Below are 18,943 nucleotides of genomic sequence, written 5' to 3' on the forward strand. Positions count from 1 at the left end.
TTAACAGAACAACCCTGCTCTTTGGAACGGGGTTGTTCTGTGCTGGAAACAAAAGATTTAATTCCTACTTGACAGGTGAGAATAATTGGTTTAATCTTACGTCAAGCCAATAGATTAACATTCATTAAATGAACCGTCATTATTTTAACATTAAATTAAATATCAGCCGATTGGTCCACCAAAGGCTCCTGTAATCCATACCGTTTCTTGCGGCGATGGCATTCAGGAGCCTTTTTTTAATCAACAGGCTTGTTGATGCGTCAAGGCCGCTACTCTATGGGGAGAGCGATGGTGGTGGTTGATGAACGTTGAAAGGAGAGATATGGAAGAGAAGCAATGGCTGTTCATGGAGGAAGCCGATTGGCATTTTCGCAGGCTGGTTCGGAGATTCGTCAAGGAGCGTGACAAAATTTCCATTGAAGGCGTATCCCTTCCGGGCATGCTTATGCTGAACGCGATCCTGCATGAAGGCGAGCAGAAACTCGGAGATCTGGCCGAACGGCTGGACTTTACCACAGGCGCGGTGACCGCCGTTTGCGACAAGCTGGAATCGCTCGGTTTCGCGCAGCGAAAGCGCTCAGAGACCGACCGCAGATCCGTTGTCTTGGACATTACGGATAAGGGCAGGGACATGCTTGCACGCAACCGGGACGCAGGTACATACATGATTGAACGCATCTTTGAAGGCTTTACGGCCAAGGAACTAGAGGAACAAATCGTTAATTTCAAGAGACTCTACGAACATTTGGAAGGCTTTGCCGACGCCGTGCTGAAGCAGGCGCATCCAGCGGGGAACGCTGAGGAGCCGCCTCCCGATCACCGGAAGGCGGCGCAGAGACCCAACCGTTTTATTTCATATTAATTTCATTGTGAGCAGGGAAGGGAGACAGATCATATGGGACATCCAACCATTTATCCGACAGGAACGACCGTATACCAACCGGGGAAGGCATGGAGCGGTTACACCATATACCAGGCGGCTGATACGGGTGCGCTGCTGATCGACATGAACGGCAAAGAGGTGCATTTGTGGAAGGGGCTGCGTGGTTTTCCGAACAAAATATTCCCTGGAGGCTATGTGCTGGGCAGTACCGCCGAACGGGATCCAAAGTATGGTTTTCAGGACGAAGCCAATCTGGTTCAAGTCGATTGGGACGGCAATATCGTCTGGAAATTCGACCGGTACGAATGGATTGAGGATCCGGAACATCCGGCGCAATGGATGGCGCGCCAGCATCATGACTACCAACGGGAAGGCAATCCGGTCGGATATTACGTGCCTGGAGCCGACCCGAAAGTCGGTTCGGGCAACACGATCATTCTTGCGCATAAAAACGTAAACCGTCCGGAAATTTCGGACATCGAACTGCTGGATGACACGATCATTGAAGTGGACTGGGAGGGGAATGTCGTCTGGGAATGGGCCGTCAGCGATCACTTCGAAGAGCTCGGCTTTGACGAAGCCGCGAAGGAGGCATTGTACCGGGACCCGAATACCCGGGCGTTTGGCACGTATTCCGGGGACTGGATGCATATCAACTCCGTATCGGTGCTGGGTCCGAATAAGCACTATGATGCAGGCGACGAGCGCTTTCATCCGGATAACCTTATTTGGGATGCCAGGGAATCCAACATTATCGCGATCATCGATAAACGGACCGGGAATATCGTATGGAAGCTCGGCCCGGACTATTCCAGCGAAGACACCAAACATATCGGCTGGATCATCGGACAGCACCATGCTCATTTGATTCCGAAGGGACTTCCGGGAGAGGGCAATATTCTGGTATTCGATAACGGCGGCTGGGGCGGCTATGGCAGCCCGAACCCCGAATCGCCGGACGGCGTCAAGGTGGCGCGCCGCGACCATTCGCGGATTCTGGAGATTCATCCGATTACGCTGGAAATTGAATGGCAGTACACGCCGACCGAAGCCGGATTCCAGGCGCCATTGGATTCCTATCGTTTCTACAGCCCTTATATCAGCTCAGCGCAGCGGCTGCCTAACGGCAACACGCTCATTACCGAAGGGGCGGACGGAAGGATCTTTGAAGTGACGCGGGAGCATGAGCTCGTGTGGGAATACATTTCTCCATATAAAAACACCAGAAACGCAAATATGGTCTACCGTGCCTACCGTGTACCTTACGAATGGATTCCACAGTTGGAGAAGCCGGTGGAGACGGAAATCACTCCGATCGACGTTGCCGATTACCGGCTGCCGGGCGCGGCACCACGGGGCGCGATCTCCGCAGTCGAAGTCGAAGGGACCGTATCCTATGGCGAAGGCGCCTTCTGCGTGGCGACCACGGACGAAGTCGTCAGGAAGGAAAGGGATCAAGATGAGTAGGCGTGTATATCGACGCTTCAGCGTAATAGCCGCAGCCGTTCTGCTGGTTTCCGTAGTGCTCACCGCATGCGGAACCGCCTCAGGGAAAGACAGCGAGCACCGGCTTAAGGTGAAGATCGCCGATATTTCCACCAATCCGATCTTCCGGGTCGCCGCCAAGAAAGGATTTTTCGAAAAACACGGTATCGACGCGGAGCTGGTCAATTTCGCCACGCCGGCCGAAGGGGTGAACGCACTGTTCATCAAGCAGGTGGATATCGCCTTCGGCGCGGACTTTCCGCTGCTGAACGCCGTCAGTAAAGGCGACTATGCGATCTTCGCTTCCTCCGGGACGGCAACGGATCTGAGCGCGAGCGAATGGAAGATGTTTGCCCGTAAAGAGATTGCTGGCCCCGCCGACTTGAAGGGCAAGAAACTGAGCTACTCGCGCGGGACGTTCATTCCTTATCTGTGGGACGTTTACTTGCAGCAGATCGGCATTGCTTTGAAAGACGTCACGTTGGTCGGGCAGGGAGGATTTGACGAAACGTATGTGGCGCTGAAAAAGGGCGAGATCGATGCGGCCTGGGTGTACGGCTCGGTGCTGAACGACAAGTTCGCCGCACTGCCCGAAGCGCACGAGCTGTCGGATATGACCAAGACGCCTGTCCGGCTTGGCACGGGTCTGATTGCCGGCACCAAACTGATTCAGGATCATCCGGACGAATTGGTCGAACTGCTCAAGGCGCTTGACGAAACATCCGACTACGTGCAGGCGCATCCGGATGAAACGGCCGACATCATGTACGACGAAGTGAAGCAGCCGAAGGAGGCTACGCTCAAGGATCTGCCGAAGAATCCGTGGAAAATCGGCTTTACCCAGCAGGCTTACGACGGGCTGGCCGGCCAGAAAAAATATATGGTGGATACCGGCATAATTGAAAAGGATTTTAAGCTGAACGACAAGCTGAATTTGGACCTGGTGCGCAAAGCGTTCCCGGACCGTGTGATGGAGTTGAAATAAGGAGGCTGGGATCATGGGGGCAGTAACCAGACCAAACGAGATTTATATTGAGCGCTTGAACAAAAGCTATAGTCAGCAGCTGCAGACGGCTGGCGATCTGCATTATATTATCCAGGATGTCGATCTGGTCGTGAAGGGAGGGGAGTTTTTCGTTCTCCTCGGCCCGAGCGGCTGCGGGAAGTCCACGCTGCTCAGCCTGATCGCCGGGTTTGTGTCCAAAACCTCGGGGCATCTGCGGGTGGGAGAGAAGGAGGTGGAGCGGCCTGGTCAGGACCGGGCCGTCGTCTTCCAGCAGGCCGATTCTTCGCTCTTCCCCTGGCTTACCGTCAGGGAGAACGTGGAGTTCGGCCTGCGGATGAAGCGTATTCCCGCAACCCAGCGCAAGGAAATCTCCGACCGCTTTATAGGTATGGTTGGGCTCAAGGGGCATGAGAGCAAGTTCCCCCGTGAACTCTCCGGCGGGATGAAGCAGCGTGTGCAGCTGGCGCGGGTGTTGTCCAACGATCCTGGCATTCTGCTGATGGATGAGCCGTTCGGTGCGCTGGATGCGATGACCAGAAGAACGATCCAGCGGGAACTCGTAAAGATCTGGCGGGAAACCGACAAAACGGTGATCTTCGTCACCCACGACATTCAGGAAGCGCTGCTTCTTGGCGGAAGGATCGGCATCATGTCTGCCGGTCCATCGTCGCGAATCACCGATATTTACGAGGTGCCGCTCCCGTATCCAAGGGACTTGGCCGCGCCGGAATTCCATGAGCTGTACAACCGCATTCAGGCCCATTTTGATGAATAGATACCGATCGGAGGAATCACCATGAGCAAGAAAATGAAGAAAGGACCGCTCCAAGTGCTGTTCTGGATCGCCTTGATCGTCATTTGGCAGCTGGTCTCGCTCGTATACGGGCCAGAGATTCTGCCCGGGCCGATTTACACGGCGAAAGGCGGATATGAGCTGCTGATGGACGGCACTCTACTGCAGTACATCGGCATCAGCGCCTACCGCGTTCTGCTCGGGTGGACGCTTGGGAGCCTGGTCGCAGTACCTATAGGGATCATCATCGGAAAAGTCGGATTCATTCGTACCTTCGCCGAGCCGTTCCTGAACTTTATCCGGTTTATTCCGCCGATCGCGTTCATTACGCTATTCCTGGTCTGGTTCGGCATCGGCGAAACGTCAAAAGTCATGCTGATTATGTACGCGACGTTTTTTATCGTCATTCTGAACACGTTCACCGGTGTCCTCTCGGTCGAGGAGGATAAGATTCGTTCCGCCCGCAGCATGGGTGCTTCGGAGTGGCAGACTGTCATTCACGTCATCATCCCGGCGACGGTGCCGTACATCTTTACCGGTATCCGGCTGGCCATGGGCACTTCCTTTATGGCCATCATCGGAGCAGAGATGATCGCTTCCAATGAGGGAGTCGGGTACCTAATCTGGAACTCGCGTCTGTTTTTCCGGACGGATTGGATCTTCGTTGGCCTTATATGTTTAGGGCTTATGGGATTTCTGACGGATCGGGCGGTAGGTCTGCTCGGTCGCAGGCTGCTCTCGCGATACGGCGTGGTGAGCACGACGTCCTTGAAGCGGTAAGAGACAGGATGGTGTTGTTGACGGACGAAGATTCATGAAGCGATTGTAAAATAAAGGCGTGCCGCTGCAGCGGGCGCCTCTTTGTTTTATGCTCCCGGGGTTGCCTGATTGCATTCCGTGCTACAATCCCCTATACTTCATAGATAGTGATTAATCACTTACTAATCAGCTGTTCGAAAGGGAGTTATGAGCCATGGCAAAAGAACCGTCGACTTCGGTGAACCGAAGAACGGACATTATATCGGCCGCCATTGAGGTGTTTGCCGAAACCGGTTATTACCGGGCCACCACGGCACAGGTTGCGCAGCGGGCCCACATATCGCAGCCGTACGTTTTTCGTTTTTTCTCAACGAAGGAGGCTCTGCTCCTCGCAGCTCTGGAAGTGTCCTGGACCAGGATCATCGAGTCCTTTCAACAAGTAGTGGAATCGTCATCCCCGGAGCGGCTTGAAGCGGAACTGATTACGGAATACGAGAGGATCATGGAGCATCACCGGAACGAAATTCTGCTGCAAATGCAGTCCCAAACCATTCAGGAAGAAGCGATCCAGGAAGCGATGAGGAACGGATTCCGGGAGGTTCGCCAAATCGTACTGCAGGCTTTCCGCGAGGCAGGGATTCCACATCCCGAAGAAAGAACGATGCTCTTTTTAGCCAGAGGGATGCTGTGCAACATTGCGGATGCCATCAACCTGCCGGAATTAAAGGAGAGATAAGGAGACGGACAAGGTCTCCTTTTCTATAATCGCCTAGAAAACTCCCGCTAGATATGCTGTCCGCTTGCAATGTCCGTCGATAGACGTTTTTTTTAATGATTAGTTATTGACCAATCACTAACTCGATGATATGATGAATCCAAGTTAGTGATTGATCAATCACAAAAAGAATGAGGAGAGGAAGAACTCGTATGACGATGAACAAAGCGATGGTGGTTGGAGCTACAGGCGGAACGGGTGCCGCCATTACGGAGGAATTGGTGAAGAGGGGCATACCGACGATTGCATTCGGAAGATCACGCCAGAAACTGGAGCAGTTCGCGGCCAGATTGGGGAATCCGGAACATTTGGAGCTAGCCGTGGGTGATGCGATGCGACCTGAAGATATCATTGCGCATGCTGGCGGCGCGGACGTCATGTTCCATTGTGCAAATGTGCCGTATCATCAAATGCACAGTAAGCTGATTCCCCTCGGGAAATCGGTGATGGAGGCGGCGGAAAGGCTGGCTGTCAAAGTGGTTGCGATTGACGGGATTTATCCTTATGGAAGAAGGCAATCCGATCCAGTGACGGAAGAACATCCGAAACAACCGCATACAAAGAAGGGGAAGGTCCGCTTGGAATTCGAGCAGATGCTGTTCGACAAACGGTGGAAGAAAGCCAAGGTCATGATCGTTCGTCTGCCGGACTATTACGGGCCAACAGCGAATGAAGCGTCTTATCTAGGTTCAACGCTGGAAGCGATCGCTGCCGGCAAAATGGCCTTTTTCATCGGCAATATGCACGTCCCCCGCGAATATGTCTTTTTGCCGGATGCTGCTGCCATGATCACCGAAGCAGCGGGCCATGACACCGCCTATGGTCAAAACTGGAACATTCCAGGGGGCGGCCTGATATCGGGGCGGGAGATCGTACGGGTCGCAAGAACGGCCAGCGGAAGCAGCAAACCGGTCATTCCGCTCAAGAAAATCGGCTTATCTCTGCTCGGTATGGGCGTGCCCGTGATGAAAGAGATCGTAGAGATGCTGTACTTGACCGAGGAACCGCTGACGCTGAGCGGAGCCAAATATGAAAAGTGGATCGGGCCGGTCATCGCCACACCGTTCCAGGAAGGGATAACCGCTACGGTCAAAGCACTGCAGAAGGCGAACGCGAGTTTGCAATAAGTGGTTGTTATTGATTAATCACTAATTATCTATGTTCGAAATGCAGCAAACTCGCAGCCGATGCGGCGACGATTGGATCATCTGGACCGGACATGATGAGATATGTGCAGCAGGTTTACTCCTGGGCAGCGATGGGGCTATAGGCAGTACTTTTAATAGGATGCCGAAAATGTTTACAAGTATGTATCGAGCCGGGTCATCCAATGATGGGAAGGACGTTGGAATATTTTGGAAAAGTTTTGCGCAAAGAGTTGACCTACCTTGAAAGCCGCCTGCGGGCGGTTTTTTTGTGCTCTCGTATGCGTCTAAGGCACCCCGGAACTGCCTTATCATTGAATAGGCGTGTTTCCGTTCATGTTGAGGACATATGTCCTATCCTATGTCTCCGCATTTGTCTTTTAATTATGACAGAACAAAACAGAAGGAGAGGACCTATGAAAGGCATCATATTTGCACTGCTGGGGGGCGCTTGTATTACGCTGCAGGGTGTCGCCAATTCCCGGATCAGCGGAGATATCGGGACATGGCAGGCGGCGGCGGTAACGCAATTGACCGGCTTCATTCTCGCTCTGATCATCCTGCTGTTTGTGCGTGACGGAAGCCGCGAGGGTTTCAAGGGCGTCAAGCCGCTGTACCGCATCGGCGGAGCATTGGGAGCAGTCATCATTTTCAGCGAAGTGACTTCGATTCAAACGATCGGGGTGACGTTTACGATTTCCGCGTTATTGATCGCCCAGCTCTGCCTGACGTTTGTTGTGGATTTGAACGGCTGGTTCGGCATGGAGAAACGGAAGATCAGCCCCGTGCAATTTATCGGGATCGGTCTGATGATTGCAGGCGTCGTCATTCTAAAATTTTGACATCCGTGCCGCCCGCCATTATGATGGGCCTAAGTTAGAGGGGGACGTTGGAAGATGAGAGAGATTCAAGACCGCGGGCTGCTGGCGGAATACATGCGTCAATATGAGTTGGAGACCATATTTTATGAACCGTTCAGGCCGTATTTATCGCTGTATTGTTTTGATCAGGGAGAATTCATTTGCTCGCAGGGAGCGCCTGCCGAATATTTATACGTGCTCGTGAACGGGAAAATTAAAATCTATACGACCTCCCCCGAAGGGAAGACGCTGATCCTGAACTTCATGAAACCGCTGGAAATTATCGGGGACATTGAATACCTCAAGGATACGGATACGGTCAATACCGTTGAGGCGGTCACGACCGTGCATATGATCGGCATCCACCACCGCTGGCTGCGGAAATTCGGAAAGGATTACGCGCCAATGCTCCAGTTTTTGCTGGATATGATCACCAATAAATTTTATATTAAATCCAATTTTCTAAGCCTAAATCTGATGTATCCGGTGGAAGTCCGGTTGGCCAGCTACTTGCTGTCGATCTCCTTCGACGATGCGGACACCCCCGGGGAGAAGCAGCGGACAGCGATCAACCTGCTGGATGCGGCCAACCTGATCGGAACCAGCTATCGCCACGTCAACCGGGTGATTCAAAAGTTTTGCAGGGATGGATTCGTTGAGCGGGATAAAGGATATATCCGCGTGATCGACAGGAAAGGACTAAGTGACCTGGCCGGACAAAATATTTATGAAATCGTAACGAAAGGAGGAGGAGAGCAATGATGCTCGGTCTTGTTTTATCGTTGATCGCCGGCTCACTGGTGAGTTTGCAGAACATTTTTAACAGCAAAATGAATCAGCGGATCGGCTCTTGGGCCACAACCGCCTGGGTGCTGTTGCTCGGGTTTGTCGCATCGTTCGGAATCGGTCTGGCGATCGAAGGCAGAGGAATGCTATCGCTGCAGCATATGCAGCCCTGGTACTGGTTCAGCGGCATGATCGGGGTGGGGGTCGTGTTCTGTCTGATGCAGAGCATGAAGCTGCTTGCGCCGACTTTTGCCATCGCCGTGGTTATGACGTCCCAGCTTGGGTTTGCGCTGATTTGGGACTCGCTTGGCTGGATGGGACTGGAGAAGGTTCCGCTGACTCCGAATAAAGTGATCGGTGTGCTCGTCATTGTGGCCGGAATCGTCGTTTTCAAAATCGGTGAAGGACGGCTGCAATCGAACAAAGCTGCGGTTCAGAAGGAAGCTGCAGCCATTCATCAAGGAAATGGATAAGGAGTGAAGTCGAATATGGCGACCATCATTGATAAGGTTGCATGGATTCAGATTCTGGACGGACGAATTCTCGCCGCCCGCTCTAAAGGGAAGGACACGTATTATTTGCCGGGGGGAAAGAGGGAACCCGGTGAAACCGACGAGCAGACGCTGATCCGTGAAATCAGGGAAGAGCTTACCGTTGCGGTCGACCCGGCAACCCTTACATTTGTAGGAACGTTTGAGGCTCAGGCACATGGTAAAGCGGAAAATGTGACGGTTATGATGAGCTGTTACACCGGGGCATACTCGGGTGAACTCCGTCCATCGGCGGAAATCGATGAATTTGCCTGGTTGACTTATACCGACCGCAGCCGGGTATCGCCGGTATGCCAGCAAATTTTTGACCATCTGCACGAGCGTCAAATGATTTAACATGATATAGAGAATGTTGTCTGGTGGTAAAAGAAAGGTAACGAACGGTAACGGATATTCACAGGGAAGGTTCTCTTCTGTCGAGTATCCGTTTTGTTTTGCATTTGAAAGTTGCAGCAAGTTTTTCATTGTAAAACTTAATGGTTTACATTTGGCCCGATTTCATATAATCTAATACGGATAATGATTATCCGCTTTAGTAGAAATCACATTTGCTGCTGCTCAAATGAACTGTACTGAGACTCATTTTTGGAGGTGATGACCTATGCATATGAAGACCGGCGTAGAGCAGTGCGTATACGCGATTTTTCTGCTGAGCATGCTTCCGGACAAGGCGGTACTGCCCGGTGAGGCTATCAGCCAGCAGCTCGGCACCTCCCCGACCTATTTCCAGAAGCTGTTGCGAAAGCTGGTCAGCGCTGATCTGATCACCTCCGTTCCCGGGGTAAAGGGCGGGTTTAAATTGAAGAAAAAGACAGAAGATATTCGTGTCTACGATATTTACATCGCCATCGAGGGGCAGCAGTCCCTGTACTCCTCCAGCGGCATTTTCCGGGATATGCTGGAACTGCGGGACGACCCCGATCCGTGCTGCCTTCTGGCCAATTTAATGGAAGAAGCGGAATCCGCCTGGAAGACCGTGCTTCAGCGGGAGACGGTAGCATCCATTTATGACGATGCGCATCGGGAACGATATAAATCGAAGATTGAATCGCTAAAGAATTGGGTTCATGAAAAGATGGTCGTTTAACATACAAACAAGAAAAGAGGGAACAGCATGATATCGATCTTAAGCCGAATCAATGAGCTTGCCAAAAAGGAAAAAGAAGAAGGGCTGACCAACGCGGAGCGCGTGGAGCAGCAATCGCTGCGCGAGGACTATCTCCGCGAAATCCGCGGGCAGGTGCTCGGCACATTCTCCCGCTTGACGGTGGTTGATCCGCTGGGCAATGACGTCACGCCCGAGAAGGTCCGCAAAGCGAAGGCTGAGCAGGAGGAGACGGAAGAAGACGCCCCCGGCGTCGTAAACCGTATTCGCCGCTATTTGGATTAACTGCCGGCAGCAGAACTGCATGCATCTTGCACTTCTAATTGATCTCATTCAATTATTTGCAATTAAGATATAACTGTCTTATCGACATTCATATAAATTTGCAGGAAAGAAGCTGATACCTATGGATTTGAGCAACCACGATACGAAAAAGCTGGATCAGATCAAGTTTTCCGTACTTGATTTGGCACCCATCGTCAGAGGGGGCACCGCGGCCGAATCGTTTAAAAATACATTAAACCTGGCGCAGCACGCCGAGCTTTGGGGGTACAACCGGTATTGGCTGGCTGAGCACCACAATATGCCGGGCATTGCCAGTTCGGCGACGTCCGTCGTCATCGGGTATGTAGCCGGCGGCACCCAATCGATTCGCGTCGGTTCGGGGGGCATCATGCTTCCTAACCATGCGCCGCTCGTCATAGCGGAACAGTTCGGTACGCTGGAAGCGATGTATCCGGGACGGATCGACCTTGGACTCGGACGCGCTCCGGGTTCGGATCAGCTGACAGCGGAAGCGCTGCGCCGCGATCCGAGCAACGGGCATTATTTTCCCCAACATGTTCAGGAGTTGATGAGCTTCTTTGACGAGAAGTCCAAATATAACCGCGTTCGGGCCATTCCAGGGGAAGGTCAGCATGTTCCCATCTGGCTGCTCGGTTCCAGCGATTTCAGCGCCGCTTTGGCCGCAAAAATGGGCCTGCCGTTCTCCTTCGCGAGCCACTTCTCGCCGGATCATACACTGCAGGCATTGGCTATTTACCGGAGACAGTTCCAGCCGTCTGACGTTCTGGACAAGCCTTACGCCATGGTCGGGGTGAACGTGTACGCGGCCGATACGACGGAGGAGGCGCAGTTTATCGCGACATCGCATCAACAGCAGTTTCTGAGCCTGATCCGGAATACGCCGGGCCAGTTGGCCCCGCCTGTCAAATCTCTGGAAGGCAACTGGAACGAATTCGAAAAGGCTCATGTGATGAAACAGATCCGTTCATCGGTCATCGGCAATCCGGAGGAAGTTAAACAGCAGCTGCAGGCGTTTCTGGATGAGACCCAGGCGGACGAAATGATCGTCAACTCCATGGTCTACGACCCGACGGCACGCCTGCGTTCTTATGAGATCGTGGCCGAAGTCGCCGGTATGAAAAAGTGAGAGCTATGAATCGCATATGACTCGTGTAAATCAACGTGATTGAGAAAGGCTGGCCTTATTTATAAGGTCAGCCTTTTTTTTGTCCCGTCGGCTCATGGAACTTTATGATGGAGTATGCTTGAACACGGAAATAAGGGAAGGGTGCAACATTTGCCGCTGCTTTCTCGTTCTTTTAACAACAGAATGAAGGCTCAGTCAAAAGTTCCAGCCCATCCAGGCGAAAGGGGAAGACGGCGTTATGATTAAATATGCCATGATCATGCTGCTGCTGACAACGGCTTTGCTCAGCGGATGCGACCATTCAGAGGATAACAAGCAAGCCATTATTTCCGAGGAGCAAGCGGTTCAAATCGTTCAGCAATATGAGGAGCGCAACAACAGGTTCGGTGAGCTCAAAATCGTCGCCGTGGAGCACACCGGGCATCAATATAAGGTAACTTGGGAGCGTAAGAGCAACTGCGAGAGCGGAACACATATTTTGGAGGACCGTGATGGGCAGATCGTGAACAGTACCGTATCGATCTGTTGAGGGCAGGGGAAGAACGGATACGGCTTCAGTACTGGACATTCCCAGGTGATCGATGAAAACGAGCGACAAGATCGACCGGATCATGTATAATTTTGGCAATATCCATCCCACTCTATTCGTTGAAAGGATGAATGCCATGCAATTCCCTTTTGATTATCCTGTGCGTGAAATGACCTACAAAGAGGTAAATGACCGAAATCTGCGGCTGTATGCGTTTGAACCGGACACGGATACAGCTAACAGGCCTGTCATTTTGTTTTTTCAGGGTGGAAGCTTTCAGCCGAATCCCAAGTTTTCGCCGGCCCAATTTCAGCACCAAGCCCGTTACTTTGCTTCCATCGGTATTGTTTCCATCTGCGTGGACTACAGGACAGGCCGTGATGCGGGATTTACTCCGCTGCAGGCGATCATGGACGTCAAATCGGCCGTCCGATGGGTGCGTCAGCATGCGGAAGAGCTGGGTGCCGATCCGGACAAGGTGGCGGTATGCGGGGCATCGGCAGGCGGTTACATTTCCGTGTCTTCCATCATGTTCGGCCATTTGAACGACGAGCTGGACGATGACAGCGTGAATGCCGTTCCCGATCGGCTCATCATCTTTGCGGCCGGGATGGATGGGGTGGACATTATGTCCCGCAGATACCCCGAGCTGCTGCCTATTGCCAAGGAGATTTCGCCAATACATCATGTTCAGTCCTCATTGCCACAGACACTATGGATGTGCGGAACCGGTGACGATTTGTATGAGCAAAACCGCGGCTTTGTTAAGGAAATGCAAGAGGCGGGTAATCCGATTACTTTTAAAACTTACGATGGCATGGAGCACGGCTTTTTCAATTACGGGTGGCATAACAATACTTACTTTCATGCAACCAATCAGGAGATCGAGAGCTTCCTACGTCCGTGGATCGATCATCCTCATTAAATGAGCGCTTGCATCAATTGATTTCGCCAGCAGCCTTTACATTTCCACCAGGATATATTACGATAACGTGGATAATATTTATCCTCATTAGTACAGGATAAATGGAAAGCGTTCAGGATGGTTCATAACCTGGAAGGGAAGGTAACTGCATGAAATTAAGTGTACTGGATCAAGCACCCGTTACATTAGGAAATACGGCAGAGGGAGCTCTTCACAAGGCGGAGGAGCTGGCCGTTCTGGCTGACGAACTTGGATATACCCGTATGTGGATGGCAGAGCACCATGGGGCGCGCACATTTGCGAGTTCTGCGCCCGAAGTGACGGCGGCTCGTCTTGCGGCTAAGACGCAGCGCATTCGGATTGGAACCGGAGGCGTCATGATGATGCATTATTCCCCCTTGAAGCTGGCCGAGGTGTTTAAGACGCTGAGCGCCTTCACTCCGGGACGGATCGACTTTGGCGTCGGCCGGGCACCTGGCGGAGATACAAGCTCCATGTATGCCTTGTCGGAAGGGCGGCAGCTGATGCTGCACAATATGTACGAGAAGCTGAATACGACGCTGCAGCTGATGAACGATGAGGTTCCGGGAGACAGCCTGTATGCCAAAAATGCCGCATCCCCGGCCCACGTCGTCCTGCCTGAAGCATGGCTGCTCGGATCAAGCGGCGACAGCGCGTTTAAAGCCGGACAGATGGGAGTAGGGTATTCGTTTGCGCAATTTTTCAACGGGGCGATGAGCCGCGAAATTCTCGATATTTATAAAGACCAGTTCAAGCCTTCGGCATTTATGGAGAAACCGCAGATCAGCGTTACCTATATGGTGACCACCGCGGAGACGAAGGAAGAGGCCGAATATGAGGCACTGCCGCAGGATCTGTTTCGGCTTATGATGGCTAAGGGGGGCCAAATTACGCAGCTGCTTACCCCAGAAGAAGCGCACAATTACCCGCTGACCGAAATGGACCGGATGCTGATCCAGGACAACCGGAGATTGCACTTGGTCGGCCCGGTTAAGGAAATCGCCGCCCGCTTGAAGGAAGAGCAGGAGCGCTACGGCTTTGATGAAGCGATGATATGCAGCATCCCGCATTCCCAGGAGAAGCGGCTGCAGGTGTACCGCTTGCTGGCACGCGAGCTTTTGTAATGTATATATGACGTACTAATAGCGTACTCCCTTTCGTGATTCAGAGGGGAGCACGCTATTTTTTGTGTTATATAGGCTTTTAAAACGGTATCGATCTCATCTATAGCTGTATTAAAAATAAATGATGTAATATTTGTTGATAAATAGCTTAATATGACGTAACATATAAACCACGATAAAATGAAATGAAAGGGGATATGGTTTTCACTCAGCAGCATACCGCAGAGTTACCGGAATTGCCGGGCATGGAATAGGAGGAGAGGTAAAGAAATGGAACGTCATATTGCTATGGATATGGTAAGAGTAACAGAGGCGGCGGCGCTTGCAGCCGGACGCTGGACGGGAAGAGGGGACAAAACGAGCGCAGATCAGGCAGCAACGACAGCGATCAGGGAGCAATTCCATTCGATGCCCATTGATGGAACGGTCGTGATTGGAGAGGGGGAAATGGATGAAGCCCCCATGCTCTATATCGGGGAACTAGTGGGGAACCGGCGTGGTCCGAAGGTCGATATCGCGGTGGATCCGCTTGAGGGAACCGAGACGGTAGCCAGCGGTTTGAACAATGCTATCTCGGTCATCGCCGCCGCTCCGGAAGGCCAGCTCCTGCATGCGCCGGATATGTATATGGCCAAGTTGGCGGCCGGGCCGAAGCTGGCCGGCAAGCTGTCCCTCGATGATCCGATCGAAACGACGCTTGCCAAGGTCTCCTCTATACTGAACAAGCCGGTATCGGATATCACGGTATCGATTCTGGACCGGGAGCGCCATCAAGACATCATTGCCAAGCTTCGAACGATGGGAGCGCGTATCAAGCTGCTCAGCCACGGTGACGTCATGGGAGCGATTGAAGCGGCGATGGAGAGCGAAGTGGATCTCTATGTCGGCTCAGGTGGTGCGCCTGAGGGAGTTCTTGCCGCTGCTGCTCTCCGGTGCCTTGGCGGGGACATGCAGGGAAGACTGCTTCCGGCCGGACCGCCCGATATCGAACGCTGCCGGCGGATGGGTATCCCGGATCCGCACAAGCTGCTGACGATGGACGATCTCGTCGGTACGAAAGAGGTGCTCTTCGTTGCGACGGGCGTCACTTCCGGACCATTTCTGAACGGTGTGCGGTACCTGCAGGAAGACAAAGCCGAAACCTTTTCGGTTGTCATGCATTCTGCCAACAAGACGATCAGCTATCTGCGGACGATTCATGAGCTGCCGGTTCAGGAGGCATTGGTCCAAGGGGCGGCGATGTAATGGAGAGTGTCATACGGTGAGCTTCAGAATGTAACAAACAAGGACAGGCGGGAAGCCTGTCCTTGTTTGTTTTATTGTTTCTCGGCAGACAGAATGAGAAACATCGGCCGGCGCGTTTCATCCTTCATGCCGGGGTGGTGCATCAGCTTCGGGTCAGGAACCGGCTCGCGGACGGCTGTGACGACAAACCCGTTGCGAATTAAATCGTTGATGTAGGTAGAAAGGGTCCGGTGATATTTAATGACATGGTCCGTTAAAAATGACGTGTTGCGAATTCCTTCATCCTGATAGTGATCCACTGGCCAGTACAGCGGATTGCCCTGTTCGTCCAGAATCCATTCCTGCTCGGGCCGGGACGTAAAAATAGGGTGCTCCACCGAAAACACGAACGTGCCCCCGTGCTTTAAACATGCATACACTTTGTGGCACACGGAATCAAACGACTCAACGTAATGGATGGCCAAGGAACTGAGAACGACATCGAAATGGTCGTCAGGAAAATCGATATCTTCGATCGGAGCCTGCAGATAAGTGATGGCTGGATCGTCCGTTTGTTCCCGGGCGGATTCCAGCATTTTAGCGGAAATGTCTACTCCGACCACCCTTGCTGCGTGCTGCTCGCGGGCATACCGACAGTGCCAGCCGAGGCCGCAGCCGAGGTCGAGAACCGATTTGCCTTGCAAATCCGGAAGCAATGCTTTAAATTCGTGCCATTCCCCCGCGGACCCAAGACCGCCAATGGATCGGGGCATCTCTTTATACGCCGCATAAAAAGCGGAATCGTCATATTTGTTTTGCTTCAAAATCAAATGCACTCCTTTGCTTGGGATATGAACCGTATGGTCTTGCTTCGCCTGTTCCAATAACTATAAATTGGGCATGTCATCCGGGTCAAGTCGATCCACTGAAACGGCAAGCATGCCGAAGGGATTCAATTAAGTTTGGAAAAAGTTGAAATGACCACGCTGTCCACGCGGCTGCATTTGATGGCCAAGGGGAACCCGGAAGACGTTAACCAGCTGCAGTACGACATTGTCGACGACCAGGACCATGAAGTGAGTCTGCTGATCGGAAATTCCAGACGGAGGGGAAATAACGGGTACGACGACCTGTATGCTGATTATCTCGTCGATCCATTAAACCCGGAGGTCCGTTCATTCACCATCAAGCCTTATTTCCCGGTCTTTGAAGACGAGAGTGCGCAAACAGGGCTGTACAAGCTGGACGCAAACGGTAATATGCTGAAAACGTATGTGAAGGAGCTTGAAATGAAAGTACGAATCCCGCAAAACTGACCTTTCTAAAAATACAAAACTGACCATTTCAATAGGGTCAGTTTTGTTTTATGTTGGTAGATATCATACTGGAAGGGTTGGATATGGCGATGACAGAAGCAATCAATTTGCAGCACAAAGTCGGACAAGGCATTTCACCGCAGCAATTTATGGAACGTATGCAGGTTAGGGAGATGATTAACAGCGGGATCCCGAATACCGTTGAAAGGTTTCTAGAAATATACCATAGATTCCATGCGCTCGATTCAGGCAGGCGGAAGATGTTTACATCCACCGGCGAGCGTTTAGGTCTTCGCTGCCTGATCCTGTGCACGGACTGGTGTCCGGATGTCATTTGGAATGTCCCCGTATTATTTCGGGTTATGGAGCAGTGCGGCCTTCCGGTCGAAGTTCTGGTCATGGAAGAACATTTGGAAACGATGGATTTGTTTCTGACAGACGGCGGAAGAGCACAGCCTGTGGGGGTTTTTGTTGACCGGAACGGCGACGTGCTCGGACAGTGGGGTGCCCGCCCGGCCTATATTCAGCAAGTGATGGACGATTTTAAAGCCAGCCGCCCGGATCGCCAGTCGCCTTCGTATCAAGAACAGCTGAACCAGGTATATCGGGACATCGGAAACCTCTACCTTGACGGCGACCGGTACCAGGATGTCATTTTGCAAGAGTTGGACGTGCTCTTTCATAGCTTTGTTTAAACTGCGAATCGCCAGGGAGAGGTTAAGCGTCGAACCAGGCCGTTTTTAATCGAAGGATTCCTTCTTCCATAACCGAAAGCGGAAGGCCGGCAAACCCCAAATAAACAACAGGGAAGTCTGGATCGGGATGCTGAGCCCACATGCTGCGGAAATCATACACTCTAACCCGCTGCTTCTCAGCAAGTTGGATCAGTTCTTGGGCGGCACCTTGCCGATGGACGCTCAGCTGAAGGTGAAGCCCCGCATGCTGACCGGTAATTTGGACATGCTCACCCAAGTGAATGCGTATCAGGTCTATCAAGTGGTGATGTTTCTTGCGGTACAGATTTCGTGTCTTGCGCAGATGTTTGTACCAGTGCCCGTCCCGCATGAACTTCTCTAGAGCCCACTGTTCCAAACGCGAAGGAGCATACAGTTGATCAGGGTGCAGCTTGGATAAATTGTTCTGGAGCGAGGGGGGCACGACCATATAATTGATGCGAAGCGCAGGCGACAGCGTTTTTGAAAAGGTGCCGATATAAATGACCCTGCCCTGGTTATCCAGTCCTTGGAGGGAGGGAATCGGCTTGCCCTGATACCGGAATTCTCCGTCATAGTCATCCTCCAAAATATAAGCGCCCGCCATTTCAGCCCATGCGAGCAGGCGTACCCGCTGTGAATACGGCATGATGCCTCCGGTAGGAAACTGATGTGAAGGCGTGACGTATACGGCCTGAAAATGATCGTTTGACAGCGCATCAACAAGCAGTCCATGGCCGCCGACGGGAATCGGAACCGTTTCCCAGCCGTATCCGTTCAATAGGTTCCGCACAAGATCAAAACCAGGTTCTTCAAATGCCACCCGCCGTGCCCCGTCAAGAAGTTTGACCAGGATTCCGATGCTGTACGACATGCCGCTGCCGACGATGACCTGCTCCGGTGAACAGATGACACCTCTGGAGTGAGCCAGGTACTCTGAGATCGCGCCCCGAAGACCGGGTTCCCCGCTTGAATCACCATATTGACCGAGCTGCGCAGTCTTAAGCTGTGCGGCTTCTTTCAGCATTTTGTTCCATGTCCGCATCGGAAACGAGTCTCCATCCACAAGGGTGGGGTTAAAATCGATCCAGTCCATGCCTTCTTCGGGCAAAAGCTCATGAAAGTCGTGAAAGCCAGGTAAGGTATGGTTAGGCTGCATCCGCTGAGCCGGAGACGATGTTTCAATGTTTCGAGCAAAATTAGGGTTGACCACATAGAAGCCTGACTTCGGTTTGTTGAGGGCATAGCCTTCGACTACCAGCATGTGATATGCGGTCTCGACAGGCGTCTTGCTGATATGAAGCTGCTGCTGGAGCGCCCGTACGGAGGGCAGCCGGGTTCCGGCCGCCACTTTCCCGGAGCGGATCTGTTCGCGGATCAAGTGGTAGATTTGAAGATATAACGGGGAGCCGGATTGCTCCGGAAGCAAAAGGTCAAACATGGAATTACCGCCTTTGCATACGATTCGATGAGTCTTGTTCCCATCGTATCACAATAGCGTCCCTATCTAC

The 18,943-nt window shown here is 52.3% G+C and carries 23 protein-coding genes; 21 read left to right on the top strand and 2 right to left on the bottom strand.

Annotated features, from left to right (window positions below):
* The first annotated feature begins 301 nt into the window (after positions 1 to 301).
* The 19 genes from CJP46_RS05240 (at position 302) to glpX (ending at position 15,424) form a co-directional block, all read left to right on the top strand.
* Positions 302 to 862 carry a MarR family winged helix-turn-helix transcriptional regulator gene (locus tag CJP46_RS05240; protein WP_256992194.1) on the top strand — a complete coding sequence of 187 codons (561 nt, stop codon included), beginning with the start codon at positions 302 to 304 and terminating at the stop codon, positions 860 to 862.
* A 33-nt stretch (positions 863 to 895) separates the two neighbouring features.
* Complete coding sequence (locus CJP46_RS05245) at positions 896 to 2,350, top strand: aryl-sulfate sulfotransferase (protein ID WP_094594511.1); 1,455 nt, start codon at positions 896 to 898, stop codon at positions 2,348 to 2,350.
* Positions 2,343 to 3,353: an ABC transporter substrate-binding protein gene (locus tag CJP46_RS05250; protein ID WP_094594512.1), complete on the top strand. Its 1,011-nt coding sequence runs from the start codon at positions 2,343 to 2,345 to the stop codon at positions 3,351 to 3,353. Before CJP46_RS05245 ends, CJP46_RS05250 begins: the two co-directional genes overlap by 8 nt.
* A 13-nt stretch (positions 3,354 to 3,366) precedes the next feature.
* Positions 3,367 to 4,149, top strand: coding sequence for an ABC transporter ATP-binding protein (locus CJP46_RS05255; RefSeq protein ID WP_094594513.1), 783 nt, complete (start codon positions 3,367 to 3,369; stop codon positions 4,147 to 4,149).
* A 21-nt stretch (positions 4,150 to 4,170) separates the two neighbouring features.
* Positions 4,171 to 4,947, top strand: a complete 777-nt coding sequence (locus CJP46_RS05260) for an ABC transporter permease (protein ID WP_094594514.1) — start codon at positions 4,171 to 4,173, stop codon at positions 4,945 to 4,947.
* 193 nt (positions 4,948 to 5,140) lie between these two features.
* Positions 5,141 to 5,662, top strand: a complete 522-nt coding sequence (locus CJP46_RS05265) for a TetR/AcrR family transcriptional regulator (RefSeq protein WP_094594515.1) — start codon at positions 5,141 to 5,143, stop codon at positions 5,660 to 5,662.
* A 197-nt stretch (positions 5,663 to 5,859) separates the two neighbouring features.
* Positions 5,860 to 6,828 carry an NAD-dependent epimerase/dehydratase family protein gene (locus tag CJP46_RS05270; RefSeq protein WP_179281090.1) on the top strand — a complete coding sequence of 323 codons (969 nt, stop codon included), beginning with the start codon at positions 5,860 to 5,862 and terminating at the stop codon, positions 6,826 to 6,828.
* A 40-nt stretch (positions 6,829 to 6,868) separates the two neighbouring features.
* A complete protein-coding gene (locus tag CJP46_RS37485) occupies positions 6,869 to 7,093 on the top strand; it encodes a dihydrodipicolinate synthase family protein (RefSeq protein ID WP_373557972.1) in 225 nt (74 codons plus the stop codon).
* Between the two features lie 169 nt (positions 7,094 to 7,262).
* Positions 7,263 to 7,688, top strand: a complete 426-nt coding sequence (locus CJP46_RS05280) for a DMT family transporter (protein ID WP_094594518.1) — start codon at positions 7,263 to 7,265, stop codon at positions 7,686 to 7,688.
* Positions 7,689 to 7,742: 54 nt separating this feature from the next.
* Positions 7,743 to 8,468 (top strand): Crp/Fnr family transcriptional regulator, encoded by a 726-nt coding sequence (locus CJP46_RS05285; RefSeq protein ID WP_094594519.1) that lies wholly within the window; start codon positions 7,743 to 7,745, stop codon positions 8,466 to 8,468.
* Complete coding sequence (locus tag CJP46_RS05290; RefSeq protein WP_094594520.1) at positions 8,465 to 8,965, top strand: DMT family transporter; 501 nt, start codon at positions 8,465 to 8,467, stop codon at positions 8,963 to 8,965. Before CJP46_RS05285 ends, CJP46_RS05290 begins: the two co-directional genes overlap by 4 nt.
* Before the next feature lie 15 nt (positions 8,966 to 8,980).
* Positions 8,981 to 9,379 (top strand): NUDIX hydrolase, encoded by a 399-nt coding sequence (locus tag CJP46_RS05295; RefSeq protein ID WP_094594521.1) that lies wholly within the window; start codon positions 8,981 to 8,983, stop codon positions 9,377 to 9,379.
* A gap of 265 nt (positions 9,380 to 9,644) precedes the next feature.
* Positions 9,645 to 10,130 (top strand): RrF2 family transcriptional regulator, encoded by a 486-nt coding sequence (locus tag CJP46_RS05300; RefSeq protein WP_094594522.1) that lies wholly within the window; start codon positions 9,645 to 9,647, stop codon positions 10,128 to 10,130.
* A gap of 27 nt (positions 10,131 to 10,157) precedes the next feature.
* Entirely contained in the window at positions 10,158 to 10,433 is a 276-nt protein-coding gene (locus CJP46_RS05305; protein WP_094594523.1) for a DUF896 domain-containing protein, read from the top strand.
* Positions 10,434 to 10,554: 121 nt separating this feature from the next.
* The gene (locus CJP46_RS05310) at positions 10,555 to 11,580 is read left to right on the top strand and encodes an LLM class flavin-dependent oxidoreductase (RefSeq protein WP_094594524.1); all 1,026 of its coding nucleotides are present in this window, start codon (positions 10,555 to 10,557) and stop codon (positions 11,578 to 11,580) included.
* 238 nt (positions 11,581 to 11,818) lie between these two features.
* Positions 11,819 to 12,109, top strand: a complete 291-nt coding sequence (locus CJP46_RS05315; protein ID WP_094594525.1) for a hypothetical protein — start codon at positions 11,819 to 11,821, stop codon at positions 12,107 to 12,109.
* Between the two features lie 136 nt (positions 12,110 to 12,245).
* Positions 12,246 to 13,034 (top strand): alpha/beta hydrolase, encoded by a 789-nt coding sequence (locus CJP46_RS05320; protein ID WP_256992195.1) that lies wholly within the window; start codon positions 12,246 to 12,248, stop codon positions 13,032 to 13,034.
* Between the two features lie 149 nt (positions 13,035 to 13,183).
* Positions 13,184 to 14,179 carry an LLM class flavin-dependent oxidoreductase gene (locus tag CJP46_RS05325; RefSeq protein ID WP_094594526.1) on the top strand — a complete coding sequence of 332 codons (996 nt, stop codon included), beginning with the start codon at positions 13,184 to 13,186 and terminating at the stop codon, positions 14,177 to 14,179.
* 270 nt (positions 14,180 to 14,449) lie between these two features.
* Positions 14,450 to 15,424 carry a class II fructose-bisphosphatase gene (gene glpX / locus CJP46_RS05330; RefSeq protein ID WP_094594527.1) on the top strand — a complete coding sequence of 325 codons (975 nt, stop codon included), beginning with the start codon at positions 14,450 to 14,452 and terminating at the stop codon, positions 15,422 to 15,424.
* A gap of 71 nt (positions 15,425 to 15,495) precedes the next feature.
* On the opposite strand, the gene CJP46_RS05335 is transcribed toward glpX, so the two are convergent.
* Complete coding sequence (locus tag CJP46_RS05335) at positions 15,496 to 16,227, bottom strand: class I SAM-dependent methyltransferase (protein ID WP_094594528.1); 732 nt, start codon at positions 16,225 to 16,227, stop codon at positions 15,496 to 15,498.
* 126 nt (positions 16,228 to 16,353) lie between these two features.
* On the opposite strand from CJP46_RS05335, the gene CJP46_RS05340 reads away from it, so the two are divergent.
* Together CJP46_RS05340 and CJP46_RS05345 are read left to right on the top strand one after the other, a co-directional pair.
* Positions 16,354 to 16,719, top strand: a complete 366-nt coding sequence (locus tag CJP46_RS05340) for a DUF5643 domain-containing protein (RefSeq protein WP_256992253.1) — start codon at positions 16,354 to 16,356, stop codon at positions 16,717 to 16,719.
* A gap of 83 nt (positions 16,720 to 16,802) precedes the next feature.
* Positions 16,803 to 17,414: a thioredoxin family protein gene (locus tag CJP46_RS05345; protein ID WP_256992196.1), complete on the top strand. Its 612-nt coding sequence runs from the start codon at positions 16,803 to 16,805 to the stop codon at positions 17,412 to 17,414.
* A gap of 22 nt (positions 17,415 to 17,436) precedes the next feature.
* Here the strand turns inward: CJP46_RS05345 and pdxR are convergent, their stop codons facing one another.
* Entirely contained in the window at positions 17,437 to 18,873 is a 1,437-nt protein-coding gene (pdxR, locus tag CJP46_RS05350) for a MocR-like pyridoxine biosynthesis transcription factor PdxR (protein ID WP_094594530.1), read from the bottom strand.
* Positions 18,874 to 18,943 lie beyond the last annotated feature (70 nt).

The sequence above is a fragment of the Paenibacillus sp. XY044 genome (assembly GCF_002257645.1).
In the GTDB taxonomy this organism is placed as follows: Bacteria; Bacillota; Bacilli; order Paenibacillales; family Paenibacillaceae; genus Paenibacillus_AQ.

Excerpts from the sequence above, each read along its gene's own strand:
- CJP46_RS05240 (WP_256992194.1), top strand. The coding sequence starts at position 302 with ATGAACGTTGAAAGGAGAGATATGGAAGAGAAGCAATGGCTGTTCATG.
- CJP46_RS05245 (WP_094594511.1), top strand. The coding sequence starts at position 896 with ATGGGACATCCAACCATTTATCCGACAGGAACGACCGTATACCAACCG.
- CJP46_RS05250 (WP_094594512.1), top strand. The coding sequence starts at position 2,343 with ATGAGTAGGCGTGTATATCGACGCTTCAGCGTAATAGCCGCAGCCGTT.
- CJP46_RS05255 (WP_094594513.1), top strand. The coding sequence starts at position 3,367 with ATGGGGGCAGTAACCAGACCAAACGAGATTTATATTGAGCGCTTGAAC.
- CJP46_RS05260 (WP_094594514.1), top strand. The coding sequence starts at position 4,171 with ATGAGCAAGAAAATGAAGAAAGGACCGCTCCAAGTGCTGTTCTGGATC.
- CJP46_RS05265 (WP_094594515.1), top strand. The coding sequence starts at position 5,141 with ATGGCAAAAGAACCGTCGACTTCGGTGAACCGAAGAACGGACATTATA.
- CJP46_RS05270 (WP_179281090.1), top strand. The coding sequence starts at position 5,860 with ATGAACAAAGCGATGGTGGTTGGAGCTACAGGCGGAACGGGTGCCGCC.
- CJP46_RS37485 (WP_373557972.1), top strand. The coding sequence starts at position 6,869 with ATGCAGCAAACTCGCAGCCGATGCGGCGACGATTGGATCATCTGGACC.
- CJP46_RS05280 (WP_094594518.1), top strand. The coding sequence starts at position 7,263 with ATGAAAGGCATCATATTTGCACTGCTGGGGGGCGCTTGTATTACGCTG.
- CJP46_RS05285 (WP_094594519.1), top strand. The coding sequence starts at position 7,743 with ATGAGAGAGATTCAAGACCGCGGGCTGCTGGCGGAATACATGCGTCAA.
- CJP46_RS05290 (WP_094594520.1), top strand. The coding sequence starts at position 8,465 with ATGATGCTCGGTCTTGTTTTATCGTTGATCGCCGGCTCACTGGTGAGT.
- CJP46_RS05295 (WP_094594521.1), top strand. The coding sequence starts at position 8,981 with ATGGCGACCATCATTGATAAGGTTGCATGGATTCAGATTCTGGACGGA.
- CJP46_RS05300 (WP_094594522.1), top strand. The coding sequence starts at position 9,645 with ATGCATATGAAGACCGGCGTAGAGCAGTGCGTATACGCGATTTTTCTG.
- CJP46_RS05305 (WP_094594523.1), top strand. The coding sequence starts at position 10,158 with ATGATATCGATCTTAAGCCGAATCAATGAGCTTGCCAAAAAGGAAAAA.
- CJP46_RS05310 (WP_094594524.1), top strand. The coding sequence starts at position 10,555 with ATGGATTTGAGCAACCACGATACGAAAAAGCTGGATCAGATCAAGTTT.
- CJP46_RS05315 (WP_094594525.1), top strand. The coding sequence starts at position 11,819 with ATGATTAAATATGCCATGATCATGCTGCTGCTGACAACGGCTTTGCTC.
- CJP46_RS05320 (WP_256992195.1), top strand. The coding sequence starts at position 12,246 with ATGCAATTCCCTTTTGATTATCCTGTGCGTGAAATGACCTACAAAGAG.
- CJP46_RS05325 (WP_094594526.1), top strand. The coding sequence starts at position 13,184 with ATGAAATTAAGTGTACTGGATCAAGCACCCGTTACATTAGGAAATACG.
- glpX (WP_094594527.1), top strand. The coding sequence starts at position 14,450 with ATGGAACGTCATATTGCTATGGATATGGTAAGAGTAACAGAGGCGGCG.
- CJP46_RS05345 (WP_256992196.1), top strand. The coding sequence starts at position 16,803 with ATGGCGATGACAGAAGCAATCAATTTGCAGCACAAAGTCGGACAAGGC.
- pdxR (WP_094594530.1), bottom strand. The coding sequence starts at position 18,873 with ATGTTTGACCTTTTGCTTCCGGAGCAATCCGGCTCCCCGTTATATCTT.